Origin of the sequence: Leucobacter rhizosphaerae (assembly GCF_022919175.1) — a bacterium.
Taxonomy (GTDB): domain Bacteria; phylum Actinomycetota; class Actinomycetes; order Actinomycetales; family Microbacteriaceae; genus Leucobacter; species Leucobacter rhizosphaerae.
Genome location: NZ_CP095043.1, coordinates 1,656,977 through 1,671,392 on the forward strand (window position 1 = coordinate 1,656,977; position 14,416 = coordinate 1,671,392).

The 14,416-nt window shown below is 64.9% G+C and carries 14 protein-coding genes; all 14 read right to left on the reverse strand.

Features of this window, described 5'->3' with window-relative positions; translation table 11 throughout:
- Window positions 1-30: 30 nt before the first annotated feature.
- Window positions 31-1,569 carry a gamma-glutamyltransferase family protein gene (locus MUN76_RS07630; protein WP_244688562.1) on the reverse strand — a complete coding sequence of 513 codons (1,539 nt, stop codon included), beginning with the start codon at window positions 1,567-1,569 and terminating at the stop codon, window positions 31-33.
- The gene (locus MUN76_RS07635; protein WP_244688564.1) at window positions 1,566-2,294 is read right to left on the reverse strand and encodes a FadR/GntR family transcriptional regulator; all 729 of its coding nucleotides are present in this window, start codon (window positions 2,292-2,294) and stop codon (window positions 1,566-1,568) included. The genes MUN76_RS07630 and MUN76_RS07635 overlap by 4 nt, the downstream gene beginning before the upstream one ends.
- 80 nt (window positions 2,295-2,374) lie before the next feature.
- A complete protein-coding gene (locus MUN76_RS07640; protein WP_244688565.1) occupies window positions 2,375-3,205 on the reverse strand; it encodes an ABC transporter ATP-binding protein in 831 nt (276 codons plus the stop codon).
- Window positions 3,192-4,043, reverse strand: coding sequence for an ABC transporter ATP-binding protein (locus tag MUN76_RS07645; RefSeq protein ID WP_244688567.1), 852 nt, complete (start codon window positions 4,041-4,043; stop codon window positions 3,192-3,194). Before MUN76_RS07645 ends, MUN76_RS07640 begins: the two co-directional genes overlap by 14 nt.
- Window positions 4,040-4,882: an ABC transporter permease gene (locus tag MUN76_RS07650; protein WP_244688569.1), complete on the reverse strand. Its 843-nt coding sequence runs from the start codon at window positions 4,880-4,882 to the stop codon at window positions 4,040-4,042. Before MUN76_RS07650 ends, MUN76_RS07645 begins: the two co-directional genes overlap by 4 nt.
- A gap of 26 nt (window positions 4,883-4,908) precedes the next feature.
- Window positions 4,909-5,856: an ABC transporter permease gene (locus MUN76_RS07655; RefSeq protein WP_244688571.1), complete on the reverse strand. Its 948-nt coding sequence runs from the start codon at window positions 5,854-5,856 to the stop codon at window positions 4,909-4,911.
- Between the two features lie 64 nt (window positions 5,857-5,920).
- The gene (locus tag MUN76_RS07660; RefSeq protein WP_244688572.1) at window positions 5,921-7,573 is read right to left on the reverse strand and encodes an ABC transporter substrate-binding protein; all 1,653 of its coding nucleotides are present in this window, start codon (window positions 7,571-7,573) and stop codon (window positions 5,921-5,923) included.
- Window positions 7,573-8,793 carry a M24 family metallopeptidase gene (locus tag MUN76_RS07665; RefSeq protein WP_244688574.1) on the reverse strand — a complete coding sequence of 407 codons (1,221 nt, stop codon included), beginning with the start codon at window positions 8,791-8,793 and terminating at the stop codon, window positions 7,573-7,575. The genes MUN76_RS07660 and MUN76_RS07665 overlap by 1 nt, the downstream gene beginning before the upstream one ends.
- Window positions 8,794-8,996: 203 nt before the next feature.
- Window positions 8,997-9,551 carry an orotate phosphoribosyltransferase gene (pyrE, locus tag MUN76_RS07670; RefSeq protein ID WP_244688576.1) on the reverse strand — a complete coding sequence of 185 codons (555 nt, stop codon included), beginning with the start codon at window positions 9,549-9,551 and terminating at the stop codon, window positions 8,997-8,999.
- Window positions 9,552-9,561: 10 nt separating this feature from the next.
- Window positions 9,562-10,308 (reverse strand): FadR/GntR family transcriptional regulator, encoded by a 747-nt coding sequence (locus tag MUN76_RS07675; RefSeq protein ID WP_244688577.1) that lies wholly within the window; start codon window positions 10,306-10,308, stop codon window positions 9,562-9,564.
- Window positions 10,309-10,393: 85 nt separating this feature from the next.
- The gene (locus MUN76_RS07680) at window positions 10,394-11,626 is read right to left on the reverse strand and encodes a metal-dependent hydrolase family protein (RefSeq protein ID WP_244688579.1); all 1,233 of its coding nucleotides are present in this window, start codon (window positions 11,624-11,626) and stop codon (window positions 10,394-10,396) included.
- Between the two features lie 16 nt (window positions 11,627-11,642).
- Complete coding sequence (locus MUN76_RS07685) at window positions 11,643-12,719, reverse strand: ABC transporter ATP-binding protein (RefSeq protein WP_244688581.1); 1,077 nt, start codon at window positions 12,717-12,719, stop codon at window positions 11,643-11,645.
- Window positions 12,716-13,522 (reverse strand): ABC transporter permease, encoded by an 807-nt coding sequence (locus tag MUN76_RS07690; RefSeq protein ID WP_244683731.1) that lies wholly within the window; start codon window positions 13,520-13,522, stop codon window positions 12,716-12,718. Before MUN76_RS07690 ends, MUN76_RS07685 begins: the two co-directional genes overlap by 4 nt.
- The gene (locus tag MUN76_RS07695) at window positions 13,519-14,316 is read right to left on the reverse strand and encodes an ABC transporter permease (RefSeq protein ID WP_244683732.1); all 798 of its coding nucleotides are present in this window, start codon (window positions 14,314-14,316) and stop codon (window positions 13,519-13,521) included. The genes MUN76_RS07690 and MUN76_RS07695 overlap by 4 nt, the downstream gene beginning before the upstream one ends.
- Between the last annotated feature and the right edge of the window lie 100 nt (window positions 14,317-14,416).

Sequence of the window (14,416 nt, forward strand, 5' to 3'; positions counted from 1 at the left end):
GGGTGGGAAATGGTGGCGGGGCTCGGTGCGCTAGCCGGAGCCCACCACCAGCGCGGATCCGTCGGAGCGGGGATCGCTCGCCGCCGTGTAGCCGTCGAGCACGACGCGGATCAGGTTCGAGTGCCCGAGGTCTTCGGTGTACCGCGGCACGATCTCGACCGAGAACCCCGCGGCCTCGATCGCGTCCCGGGCAATCTGGGGCACGTCCGCCTCGGCGGTCACCGTGACCGGTCCGCTCCCCGTGTCCTCGTTCACGATCCACCGCGGCGCGTGCGTGGCGTCGTGCGGCGTGGCTCCCGCGAGCGAGCGGAGCAGCAGCTGGGTGTGGATCTGCGGCTGCGCCGCGCCGCCCATCGTTGCCGGCACCCAGGCGACGTCATGGCCGTCCAGGATCAGCACGGGCATGAGCGTGTGCCTCGGTCGTTTGCCCGGTGCGAATGCGTTGGGCGAGGCCGGATCGAGCGAGAACGAGGTGCCGCGGTTCTGGAAGATGATGCCCGACTCGGGCTCCAGGATGTGCGATCCGAAGTCCCAGTAGACCGAGTTCACGAAGGAGACGGCCCAGCCGTCGGCACTGATGGCGCTGAACCCCACGGTGTCGCCGCTGGCCTTCGGAGCTCCCGCGCGCGGGTCGATCGGGTCGGGCAGCGCCACGAGCTCCTCACCGCTCAGGCCGCCGAAGGCGGGATCCGCCAGCTCCGCGGCGCGCACGGCGTTGCTGGCGCGGAAGGCCGCGGCGAGCGCGCCGGCGCCCGCGCCCAGCGGGTCGTCGATGCCCGCCGCGACGGCGTTGAGCGCGCGCAGCAGCATGAATCCGGAGGTGTTCGGGGGCCCGGTGAGGATCCGGAGGCCGGCGAACTCGCCGACCAGCGGCGCACCCCAGACCGGCCGGTAGGCGACGGTGTCGTCGCGGGTGATCCTCGACCCGAGGGCGGCGAGTCCAGCAATCCACCGGTCCGCCAACTCACCCGCGTAGAACTCGTCGGCGCCGCGCTCCGCGAGCAGCCGGAGCGACCGGGCGAGGGCGGGCTGGCGCAGTTCGGCCCCCTCGGCGAGCGGGGTGCCTCCGGGGTAGAAGACGTCGCGCGCGCCGGGATCCTGCGCCAGCGACGGCTCGGCCTCGACGAGTGCGGCGGCCACGGAGCGCGAGTTCGGGAATCCCTCCTCGGCCAGTCGGATCGCGGGTGCGAGATGCTCGGCCCAGCTGCGGGTCGCCGCGAACTCGTGGAGCGCCTGCCAGCCGCGCACGCCACCGGGAACCGTGACCGTGTCGATGCCCCGCAGCGGAAGGGTGTCGCCGTGCCGCTCGCGCAGTACGTCGAGCGACTGACCCGACGGTGCCGTGCCGGTCGCGTTGAGGAACCGGACCTCGCCGTCGGGGCTGCGCACCAGGGCGACCAGGTCTCCGCCGAGCGCCACGTTGTTGGGATAGACGACGCAGAGTGTCGCGGCGGCGGCGAGGGCCGCGTCGACGGCGTTGCCGCCCGCCTCGAGCACCGCTGCTCCCGCCTCGGTCGCGAGGTGGTGCGAGGTGGCGATGGCGCCGCGGGAGTTGGGCTGGGCGCTCACGCGTCAGACTCCGATCCATCTGCGCCCGCGGTGCGCGCGATCTGACCGCTGATGTCGAGCACGTGCGCGCGCGCCTCGTCCTCCGCGAGGGACGCGTTTCCTGCGGCGATCGCCTCGAAAATTCTGCGATGGGCAACGCTCGAGGCCTGACGGCGTGACCTCGTCTGATACCGACTCGCCCTGCTCGGGGCGATCTGCTGCGCGATCTGCTCGTTGATGAGAGCGAGCAGTGGATTGTGCGCATACTGAGCGATCGCTTGGTGGAACGCTCGGTCGAGCTCAGCGTACCGCTCTTTCGTCACGTCGACTTCCATCGCCTCGACGAGTTCCCGAAGTTGCGCAACGTCACGGGCGGTCGCGCGAGTTGCCGTGATGCGCGCGATGGGCGGCTCGATGATCGCGCGCAGCTCCATGATGTCGTGCAGCTCAGGGCGCAGTGCGGCAAGGGCACCGAGTGCCCCGTCCGAAATATCGGCGCGTTCACCTGGACTCAGCACAATCGTGCCTCGACCCGGCCGACGATCGATCAGCCCGCGGTTCTCGAGTTCTCGCAGTGCCTCGCGGATCGACACTCGGGAAACGCCGAAGTGCTCGGCCAATTCCCGCTCCGGCGGGAGCCGCTCGCCGGCTCCGAGCTTTCCATCGAGGATCAGCCGTTCGATATCGACCGATAGCCGGTCCGGCAGCGATAACGTTTCGCCCCGTTCCACCTGCGCCCAGTCCATGTCACTCTCCTCTGCATCGTGCTCCGCCGCCGTTCTTCGGAAGCGGGAATTCTCCCGAGCCGGTCACACCCGGCGGCCGGTTACCCGTCGCTTCCCAACGCAATCCGCTCCAGCACTCCTGGCTCTCGCCAGCGTTGCGAGGGAATACTATCGCGCAGCACGCGCGTGTAGCGGTGCTGCGGTTCCTCAAGGACCACGCGAGTCTCGCCCTGTTCCACGATCTCACCCTGACGCAGCACGATGACGTCCTGGGTCAGATGCGACACGACAGCGAGGTCATGCGAGATCAAGAGGTAGTCAGTCCCCGTAGCGTCCTGGACATCGGTCAACAGGTTCAGGATCTGCGCCTGAATCGAGATGTCCAGTGCGGCGACGGCCTCGTCCAGCACAATGAGTCTCGGTTCGACAGCAAGGGCGCGCGCGATCGCGACACGCTGCCGCTGCCCTCCGGAGAGGTCCCTCGGGCTGCGTGACCGCTGCGCGACGGTGAGACCGACCAGATCGCAGAGCTCTGCGATCCGCAGCTCCCGCGCTGATCGGTCGCCGCTGTCATGGATGCTGAGCACCTCCCTGAGCACCGACTCGACGGGTTGGCGTGGGTCCAGTGAACCGAAGGGGTCCTGATACACCATCTGGGTGAGCTTGGCTCGCTCTCGTCTCGCCGATCGCGAATGGGCGGGTCGCGTCATGTCGGAGCCACACACGACCACGTCTCCCGCGGTAGGTCGTTCGAGGCCCATGATCATCCGGGCGAGCGTCGACTTCCCCGATCCGGATTCACCCACGATCCCGAGATTCCGTCCGCGGGTCATCGTGAAGCTCGCCCCGTGCACGGCGACATGTTCCGATCGACCTCGCCCGAAGACCTTGCGCAGCCCGTTCGCCGAGATCACCGTGTCATCGTGCACCATTGCCCAGCACCTCCTCATCGATCCGCATTCGCAGGTCCTCGGTGATCGTCGTGAGCCGGTTCCCCGAGCGCTCCAGCGTCGGCCGAGCCTTGAGAAGTGCCCGCGTATACAGATGCGTCGACTCGTCGAGTCGTTCTGCCGGCGACTCGTCGACGATGCGCCCGCGGTACATCACGTACACCCGGTCGCAGAGCGCGGCCGCGAGCTCAAGATCATGCGTGATGAACATCATGCCGATCCCGCGTGAGCGCACTTGATCCCTCAGGAGTGCGACGACCTCGGCCTGACGGGTGACATCGAGCGCCGTCGTTGGTTCGTCGGCGAGGATGAGCCTCGGCTCCGTGATCAGCGCCGCCGCAATGACGACGCGCTGCAGCATTCCCCCGGAGAACTGATACGGGTAGGCGCGGAGTTGCTGCTCTGGGTCGGAGAGTCCAACCTCTCGGCAAGCGGCGAAGGCGCGCTCTCGCGCCTCGGCACGACTCATGCGCCGATTCACACGCAGGCTCTCGGTCAAGAAGTCGCCGAGGGTATGCACCGGGTTCACGCTCGCCCGGGGATCCTGGTAGACGATCCCCAGCTCACGATCGCGAAATGCACGGTACTTCGCGCGGGAGAGCGTGGTGAGCTCTTCCCCCTCGTATCGGATCGAGCCCCTGGCTCGCACGCCACCGGGGAGCAGCCCGGCGATCGCTTTGAGGGTCATTGACTTGCCTGAACCGGATTCTCCGATCACCCCGACGATTTCACCGTGGTCGATCCGCATCCCCCCGTTCGTGACGATCTCAGTACCGTCCGAAGCCGTCACATTGAGGTTCGAGATGTCGATGAGGCTCATATCTTCGTCTCCCTGACTCCGCCGACGCGATCGGCGAGTCGGTCGCCAATGAGCGAGACCGCCGCCACTGAGATCACGATGAGAATTCCAGCGGTGATCGATTCCTCCCAGTGCCCCTGAATGATGCCTTTCTGGCCTTCCGAGACCATCAGTCCCCAGTCCGCGGTGGGGGGCTGCACCCCCATGCCGAGGAACGACATCGCGGCGAGGTCCACCATCGCGTAGCCGTACGACACGGTGATCTGAGCCATTGCTGTCGGCAGCACGGCGGGCAGCACATGTCGCAGCGCGAGCAGCCATCGCGATTGGCCGACGTTGAGCAGCGCATCGACGTAGGGCAACGCCATCTCGTTGACGGCGATATTGCGCACCATGCGCCCGATGAAAGGAATGTATGCCATAGCGAGGGCGATGACCACCGGGGTGACACCGGCGCCGAACATCGTCACGGCAAGAATGGCGAGGAGCATGCCGGGAAACGCGAATCCAATGTCCAGCACGCGCGAAATCACACGATCGACAATGCCACCGGTGACGGCAGAAGCGATGCCGAGTGCCGTGCCGAGGACGCCCGCAAGCAGAACGATGATCGCCGGGGCGACCAGACTGATACGGCCGCCGTGGAGGAGGCGGCTCAGGATGTCTCGCCCGGAGCCGTCGGTGCCGAGCACCGATCCTGACCCCATGGACCCGTACGTGTTCATGAAGTCAGACTCCGTCGGACCCTGGGGGGACACCCACGGGGCGAGCGCTGCACCGAGCGCGAGCAGTATGAGGATCACGATCGAAATCGTCATCGCGAGGTCGCGCTTCGGGCGCACGGTCGCGCTGCGCGCCACCGGTCGCCAGCGGAGGATCGTCGTCGTCATCGACCCACCGCCTTCGCGCGTACTCGAGGATCGACCATCACCTGAATGAGGTCGACGATGAGTGCCACCACCACCACGAAGGCGATGAGGATCAGGCAAATCGCCTGCACCACCGCGAAGTCCTTGCGCAGAACCGCGTCCGTCAGCAGCAGACCGATCCCATCGAGCGCGAACGCCTTCTCGATGACAATGGAGCCGACGACCATGCTGGTGAGCGTCACAGCGACCACTGTTGCAATCGGTGTGAGTGCATTGCGGACGATGTGGTGGCGAACGATCTGGGTTCGCGGCAGCCCTCGACCGATCGCCGTTTGCACGGGATCCCGCTGCGCCTCCTCCCGAAGCGCAGCCCGAGTCACTCGAATCACATATGCGCCCGAGGACAGCGTCAGGGCGATCACCGGCAGCACCATGTGGTGCAAGCGATCACCCAACCCTTCCCCGGATCCGAAGGTCGGGAACCAACCGAGACCGACCGCGAACACGGTGATCAGCAGTGTCGCGGCGACGAACGCGGGCACCGCAACACCCACCGAGGTCAGTCCGAGCATGACGTCGCTGATGCGTCGGCCCGACATCGCCGCAACGACTCCGAGCCCGACACCAACCACGATGATGGCGACGAGCCCCATTCCGAGCAGCAGTCCGGTGGTGCCGAGTCGAGGCTCGATGAGATTCCACACGTCGTCTCGACGAGTGAGTGAGCGTCCGAAATCGCCGGTCAGGACATGACCGAGCCAGGACACCCAGCGGACGAGGAACGGCTCATCCAGCAGGTACTGCTCACGCAGTGACGCGATGGTCTCCTCGCTGACCGAGCGATTGCCGATCAGGATTGCGATCGGGTCACCCGGCGACAGGAAGAGCGCGGCGAAGACGAGCAGCGATGACGCCAGGAGCGTCACGATGCCCTCGATGCAGCGCACCAGGACGAAACGGATCATCATTCTCTCCAGTGATGCGGTGGCCGGTCGCCCGGCCACCGCACCGAGTCACATCAGAACGGAGCTACTCGCCCGCGCCGATTCGCGCGGCCCAGGGGTAGTAGAGGCGGGCGAGCGATGCCGTGGCTCCCGTGATGCGGGAGTTCTGGTACACGCGCTGCTCGAGATTGACGACGGGGATCAACGGCAGATTGTCGACCATGCTCTGCTGGCCGGTGATGAGCAGTTCAGCGCGCGCATCGTCATCCATCGCGCTCAGCGCGTCGTCAACGCTCTGGGTGAGAACCGGATCATCGTTGTTGCCGTAGTTGTAGGCGCTCAACGGAGTGAACTCGCTCATGCTCACCACAGGATCCGCCACCCCCGCACCGTACTCCTGCACGATGAAGGCGTCGTAGGGAGCACGTGCCTGTTCATCGAAGTAGAGCTCCGTGAACGATGTCTGCGGAATCGACTCGATCGTGATCGAGACGCCGATCTGCTCGCCTCCGGCCGACAAGATCTCCCCGATCTTCTGCTCGGCTTCACTGTCTGCAGGAATGGCGATCGTGAGCTCAGTGCCGTCGAGTCCGGCGTTCTGCACCAACTCGGCCGCCTGCTCGACATCGAAGACCGGTGCGGGCAGCTCGTCATAGGCTGTTTGCCACAGCTCGCGCGAGTATCCCCAGGCGCCAGGCTGGATCGGAGTGACCGCTGGGGTCGCAGTCCCTCGGTACACCGCTTGCGCCACGGCCTCGCGATCAAGGATCAGGCTGAGTGCCTGTCGCAGTTCGAGTTGTTCCAATGGGCCGGCTTTCTCAGTGGGCCGGATTGCCATCCAATCGGTCCCGAGTCCGAGTACGAACGAACCCTCTGCGCTCGACGCGAGCTGCTCGGTCGCGGCGAGCGGCGGCATGAATGTGCCGTCGATATCCCCCGAAAGGAGGCTGTTGGCCACGGTGGATTCGTCGGTCACGAACGTCAGATCGAGCTTCTCGACCATCGGTCGCATCTCCTCGTCCCAATAGTTCGGATTGGCGACCATGCTGATCTTTGATCCCGAATTCCAGGAGTCGAACGCAAACGGTCCGGTGCACATGATGCCACCGCTTGAAGTGCCGTAGGCCTCGCCCGCGGACTCGACGAAGCTCTGCTTCCCGATCACGCCGGCTGCGGTCGCCAGCATACGTTCGAACAGCGAGTCGGGCTGCGAGAATCGCACCGTGACCTCACTTGGCCCCGTCGCCTCAATCGAGCTGACGCGATCGTAGAACGGAGTCGACCAGTACGACCCGGCGGCGGGATCGAGGTGCCGGCTCAGGCTGTAGACCACATCCTCAGCCGTGAGCGGGCTGCCGTCCCAGAACGTCACTCCGTCCCGCAGGGTGAAGACCGTGGTCACGTCGTCGGGATGCTGGACGTCGGCGGCCAGTGCAGGCGACAGCGACATGTCCTCGTTCTGGCGCATGAGGCCCTCGCACATATTCGCCAACGCGGTGTTCTCAGAGTCGGCGTACGCGTAGATCCAATCCAGTGAAGCGGGCTCCCCCGAGTACAGGTTCCACGTCACCAGGTCGATCGGACCGGTGCCAGCAGGCGTCGTCGTCTGCTCGCGTGGAACATCGGTGATCGCCGAGGTTGCGGGCTCGTCGGATGAGCCCGAGCACCCGGTCAGGGCGAGTGCCGCAACCGTGATCGCCCCGAGCATCATCAGGGTCGAGGGTCGTGAGAGAGCCATCAGTGTGCCTCCAGTTCAGTCGATGCGGCCCAGAAGTCCCGGACCGCCACGAGGTCTTCCGGGCCCGAGGACCCGATGAGGATATTGCGTTCGAAGGTTGCGCTCGCCCCGTCGAGCGAGACGAATTGTTCAATCGAGATCACCATTCCCGGTTCGAGTACCAGGTCGCTGTCATCGCGCACCCACGGGGCTTCGAACGCGAGACCGAGCCCGTGACCCCGCGCAGGGAACTCGCCCGAATCCGGATCGATGCCCGCGTCGCGCAGCACCGCGGACCCCCGAGCTGAGGCCTCTCCGAGCCGAACACCCGGGCGCATGTCGGAGACGATCTCATCGACGCTCCGCCGCGCCACATCGTAGGCGCGGTTCTGCGCAGCAGTCGGGGAACCTCCGACGACCCAACTCCGCGCGAGGTCGAAGAAGTATCCGCCGTAGGTCCCAGTGATGTCGATGGTGAACAGGTCCCCGGCCTCGAGTGCACGGCTGCCATGAGTGGGCTGGCGGTTGTCCGCGGCCGTGCCGTCGAGTGGCGTGGTGTAGACGAACGCGTTTGCGAAGGCGGCCTCGTGCGCGGCCACCTCGTGGACCATTGCTGCAACAACCTCGGATTCGGCGACGCCGGGAGCCGTGGCCGCGAACCCCGCTTCAAGTGCGGCCTCGGCGACGCGCGCTGCCTGCCGCATCAGGGCGACCTCATCGGGCGACTTCCGCAGCCGAAGCTCTTCGATCAGTTCTTCATCCCAGGTCAGGGAAAGCTGCGCCGCGTGAGCGTCTGCGAGGAGTCGCCGTGCCTGTTGACCCGACATCGCGTCTCCGGAGAGGATCGCAACATCGGTCAGCTGCGGACGGTCACGGAGCGCGGCGATGACATCTCCCACCAGTGTGCGGTCACTCACCCCGCTCCTCGAGATGAAACCAGTGACCCCCGAAGTCGACTCCGATGCATCCGAGTCGTCGGAGAAGAGCAGGACCTCATCACTGCTGACGAGCAGGGCGGAAAGACCCCGATCGCTCCAGAGTCCCGAGACATCGCGGATGGTCGGAAACACCGGGTAGAAGCCCGTCAGGTATCGCACGTCTGCGCCGCGATCGGCCGTGCCGCCGCCGCGCCCCCAGACCAGCGCTGCATGGAAGCCGCGATCGGCAAGGACTGCGCGAAGGCTTGCGATCCGGTCGCGGTACTCATCCGCGGTGATGAGGGTACGGGATGTCGTCGCCATCGACGGTGTCTCCTTCGCTTCGGTGCGCCGCGATTGTGCCGCGGACTCTTGGACTAACCAACTGGCCATCAGTTCATCAGCATAAGGGAGGGCATCGGCGACTGCAAGCGCGCCGCGTTACAACTTGGGAACAACCTCGCGACAGCACACAGCGCCCCCTGCGTGGATACGCAGGGGGCGCTGTGTGGAGAAAGACGTACTTGCTACTGCGGGCTGAGCCCGAGATCTTCGAGCCCGATCGCGAAGCGGTACTCGTACCCCTCGCCCTCAATTCGGGCCTTCGCCGGCGCCTGGCGATCCACGACCACCGCGACGCCCGCGATCTCCGCGCCAACCTTCTTGAGCGCCTCGATCGCCTGCAGCGGCGATCCGCCCGTGGTCGAGGTATCCTCGACGACGATCACGCGCTTCCCGTTCAGATCCGGACCCTCGACCTGACGACCGCGACCGTGGTCCTTCGGTTCCTTGCGCACCACGAACGCATCGTAGGTGAGGCCTCGCGCGACACCCTGGTGCAGGATCGCCGACGCGATCGGATCCGCGCCCATGGTGAGCCCACCGACCGCGACGACCCCGTCGATGTCGTCGATGAGGTCGAGCATGACCTGACCGATGAGAGGAGCCGCGCGGTGATCGAGGCTGAGCTTGCGCATGTCGATGTAGTAGCTCGCCTTCTTCCCGCTGGTGAGGGTGAAGTCGCCGTGGAACACGGCCTCTTCCTTGATCAGGTCGATGAGCTGTTCGCGTGCGCTGGTCATGGTCTCGATTCTACTCGCGTCGCGACCGCGCGGATCGGCGTTCCCCGCCCGGGGGAAGTGAGGCGGCACCCCCGATAATCTCATCCCGCACCGCTGAAACATGGTCACGTGCCTCACGCTCGGCAGCGGCGCTGTCCTGGGCCGCGATGGCTTCGAAGATGCGCCGGTGGGCGATCGATGACGTTCGTTGCCGTTCGACCGTGAAGAGCGACACATCGCGGATCGGCTCGATGAGCAGCGCGATCTGTTCGTTGAGGAGCGCGAGCAATGGGTTATGCGAGTACTGGGCGATAGCCTGGTGGAACTTCCGGTCGAGAGCCGCGTACGCTTCGACGTCATCGGTACGCTCCATCTCACTCGCGAGTCGACGCAATTGCTCGACGTCGCGCTTGCTCGCGCGCGCAGCTGCGATGCCCGCGATTGGGGGTTCGAGGATCTCCCTCAGTTCCATGATTCGTTCGTTCGTCGCTTCCCGACCTTCAATGCTCCGCATCGCGCCCATGAGCGCGTCGCCCTCAGGAGATTGCGACTCACCCGGAGCGATCACGGTTGTGCCGCGTCCCTGCTTCCGAGACACCAACCCTTTCTCCGCAAGCACGTGCAGGGCCTCGCGCACCGAAGCGCGCGAGACCCCGAGTTGCTGCGCGAGCTCTCGCTCGGGTGGCAGTTTTTCGCCGCTGACGATCGCACCATCGAGGATCAAGCGCTCGAGGTCGAGCGCCAGACGGTCGGGCACGGAAAAGTAGTCGGCGCTCAATGCCCGTGCCCAGTCCATCGGTCTCTCCTTCACTCCCAGCGCGCTGGAGTGGATGCTTGAGACACACTCCGTACTGCTGGTAAGGCTAGGCCATCGAGTGCCCCGCCACGGGCACGCCACCCTTGATGACCAGTGCAATGTTCTCGGGATCAGCCACCTGCATGAGATCATCCAGCGGAGAGATCCGACCGAGCAGGACGCAGTCGCCCAGCTTTCCCTCCTCGATCGAACCGAGCTGCTGCTCGCGCCCCATCACTTTGGCGCCATTGATCGTTGCTGCGCGGAGGCAATCCTCAACGGGGATTCCCGCTTCGGAGAGCGCGAGCATCTCTTCCGCATTGGCTCCGAAGGGCGTGAGGGGCTCAGCAAAGCTGTCGGACCCCATCGCGAGCATCACCCCGGCCTCATGCGCACGTCGGGCGCTGTCCATGATGCGTGGCAACAGCTCGCGCGCCATCTCCCGCTGCGCCTCCGTGATCTCGGGACCGACCCAACGCAGATACCGACGCAGCAGCGCCATCGTCGTGACGATCGGCACGTCGTGCTCGAGGATGCTGCTGATCGTTGTCTCATCGAGGATGAAACCGTGCTCAATGACGTCGATCCCCGCCTCAAGGCACGCCTCGATCGCGCTCGGGAACTCAACGTGCGCACCGACCCTCAGGCCGAGCGCATGCGCCTCCTCGCAGAGCACCCGCAACTCGTCGACCGAAAAATGTAATTGATCGGGGGCATCGTTGTCGGACAGGGCGATGGCTCCGCTAGCCCACACCTTCACCCACTCTCCGCCCTCTCGCAACACGGTGCGCACAGCTTTGCGAATCTCGGTGGTCCCATCACACACGGTGGCCATATATGGACGATCCCGCACCCACTCAATCGGGAGGCTATGGCAGTCTCCATGCCCTCCGGTACTCGAGAGCCCCAGATAGGCCGGGACCACACGAGGACCGAGGATCGCTCCCTCCTCGATCGCATCTCGTATGGAGGGGCCCATCACGCCTCCTGCTTCACGCACGGTCGTAAATCCCGCTCGCAGGACCTTCTCGAGATCTGCAACGGCTCGGAACGGGCGAATCCCCAGCGGATCGACGACCCAGTTTGCCGGGTTGGACGACCGGACTCCCCAGATGTGCATATGGGAGTCGATGAGCCCCGGGATCAGCCAACGGCCATCACCGTCGATGTCATGCTCAAAAGCCTCGTCCGGCTCTGCTCCCCCAAGCACGAAAACTCCGTCGCGAATGATGATCGTCGCCCCTCGGGAAACCTCGCCGGTCGCGTGCCAGACATTGACCTGCGTGATGCGTGTACTCATGTTTTCCTTCCTCTGGTTAGCTGTCGCCGGACGGCAGCAGCATGGCATCGCGGCGATCGACGCCGATCGACACGGTGTCCCCGATGCCGATGCCTGCCGCCGCGGGGGTCGGCAGATGGACCTTCACGGTTTCCGCGCTACCGTCTCGCAAGGGGACCGCAACGGACAACTGCATCGACTCACCGAGATACAGGGCATCGACAACGGTCCCTGAGTCCATTGCATCGAGGTCGGGTATGCCGATGCGGAGATCCCCGGGCCGCACGCAAGCCACCGTGCCGCCTTCCGTTCTCTCGGCGCCCAAGGCGAATCCCAGTCGGCTCTCACCAGTGAACAGATTGGCCCCCGAGAAGAAACCGGCGAGGTATCCGGAACGTGGACGTTCATAGAGGTCGCGCACGGTATCGCAAGCAATTAATTGGGAGTTCCGCATCACAGCGACTCGATCGGCGAGCGTCAGCGCCTCCTCACGATCGTGAGTGACGTAGAGCATGGTCGTGCCGAACTCGCGGTGCACTCGCCGGACCTCCTGGAGCAGGTCTTGCTTGAGTGCTTTGTCGAGCGCACCCATCGGCTCGTCCATCAGCAGAATCTTCGGCTCGTAGGCGAGCGCCCGGGCGATGGCGACGCGCTGCTGCTGACCGCCGGAGAGTTCGCTCGGCAGACGCCCCCCAAAACCGCCCAGTCGCATGCGCTCGAGCATCTCCCGCGCCCGATCTGCGCGAGCAGCGCGATCCCATCCTCGCATCTTGAGCCCGTATTCGATGTTCTTCTGGGTCGTGAGGTGCGGGAACAACGCGTAGTTCTGGAACACCATGCCGAGTCCCCGGTCGGCAGGAGACAACCTCGACACGTCCGAGCCATCGATCCTGATGCGTCCTCGCGTGGGCTGTTCGAAGCCGGCGACGAGACGCAGGAGCGTCGTCTTACCCGACCCGCTCGATCCGAGTAAGCAGATGAGCTCTCCGGCTTCCACCTCCAGGTCGACATCGGCGACGGCGTCGACCTCTCCATATGACTTGGTGACCCGGTCGAAGACCAGCGCCGGATGCGATGCTCCGTCAGAGGCGCGGGTAGGGATATTTTGCGTCATGTTCGTTTCTCCTCACGTGAGAGCGCCATGGGTAGGGCGATCGCGATGCTGGTTGCGACGACTAGGATTGCCGAGATCGCGGTGATGGTCGGATCACTGCCGTACATCACAGAATCTGAGATGGCTTTCGGCAGCGTCTTCAGACCGGGCCCACCGAGGAAGTTGATAAAGACTGCTTCCTCGAAGCCCGTGATGAATGCCATGAGCGCGGAGGCGAGCATGGCGGGAAGCACCAAGCGCAACGTCACACCGAACAGTGCGCGAAAACGCCGAGCGCCGAGTGTGTAGGCCACGAGTTCGAGCTCTTGCGAAATCTGCCGCAATGCCGCGCTGCCGAGGATCACGACCATGGGAACCGCAAGTATGCCGTACATGAGCATCAGCCCGACGTGAGTTCCGTTCAGTCCGAACTGCTGGAAAACACCGTACATGGCCACCGCATACACCGCGCCCGGGAGGATCATACTGACGAGGCTCCAGCCTTCGATGGCGCCACGGAACGGTACTCGAGATCGGTGGAGAGCAAGCAGTGTGGGCACCCCCAGGACCAATGCGATCACTGCTCCGCCCACTGAGAGCTGCAAGGAGAGCATCAAGGGGTCGAGCCATTTGGTGCTGGAGAAGAGGTCGACATAGTTCTGCACGCCCCAGGATTTCGGCGGAAATCCGATCGCAGCATCGTCAGAGAAGGACAGCAGAATGGTCAGCAATGCGGGCGCGATGACGAGCACGATCGTGAAGCCGATGACGAAACCGCTCGCGACACGGAGCACCCGTTCGTTGCGCCGCAGCGCACCGCTCATCGGGTCATCACCCCCTCGAATGCGGACTTGCCTCCGGCGAGCAGGGCTGCAGCCAACGCGACGACCGCGATGAGGAGCAAGACGAATGCGCTCGCCGAGGCTCCCGGGTAGTCATACATTGCGAAAATCTGCTGGTTGATCTGGACCGCCATGAAGGGGGTCTGCAAACCCCCGAGCACGAGTGGAGCGACGTAGAAGCCAATGGAGAGGACGAATACGAGCGCGAAACTCACGGCGATACCCCCGCGCACTTGCGGAAGAACGACCCCAGCGAGACTCCGCCATCGCGAAGCGCCCAGCACCGATGATGACGAGAGGAGATTCAGATCGACCGTTGAGAAGACCGAATACAGGGTGAACACCGCGTACGGCAGCAAGGAATAGCTGATGCCGTAGACCACGGCGAATGGTGTGTAGAGAAGTTGGACGGGCTCGTCAATGAAACCGAGAGCCTGCAGTGCCGCATTGAACGGACCGTTTGCGACGAGGAGCAGGAGAATCGCGTAGTTCTTGATGATCGTGCCCATCGCAAACGGGACGAGGACCGTGACCCAGAGCAAGGTGCGCAGCCAGCGACGCGGGGTTGCGTGGAGCGTCCACGCAATGATCGTGGCCAAGAGGATCGTAATGCAGGCCACGATGAGGCTGCAGATGACCGTCGTGATCAACGCACGGCGACTGATCGGGTCGCTGAACACGAGGCTGAGTCTGGACCAGCCCGCGTCCCCGCTCACGGCATCGATGAACAGTCGGACAAGCGGATAGCACACGAAGCACAAGATGATCGCGATCATCGGTGCAGCCAGTAGGAACCCGGCGAATGGGCCGAGACGGGGCTGCCACCCCCGTCTCGCGCCTGTTCCGCTGAGGTCGATCGGCAGGGTTTGGGCGGTC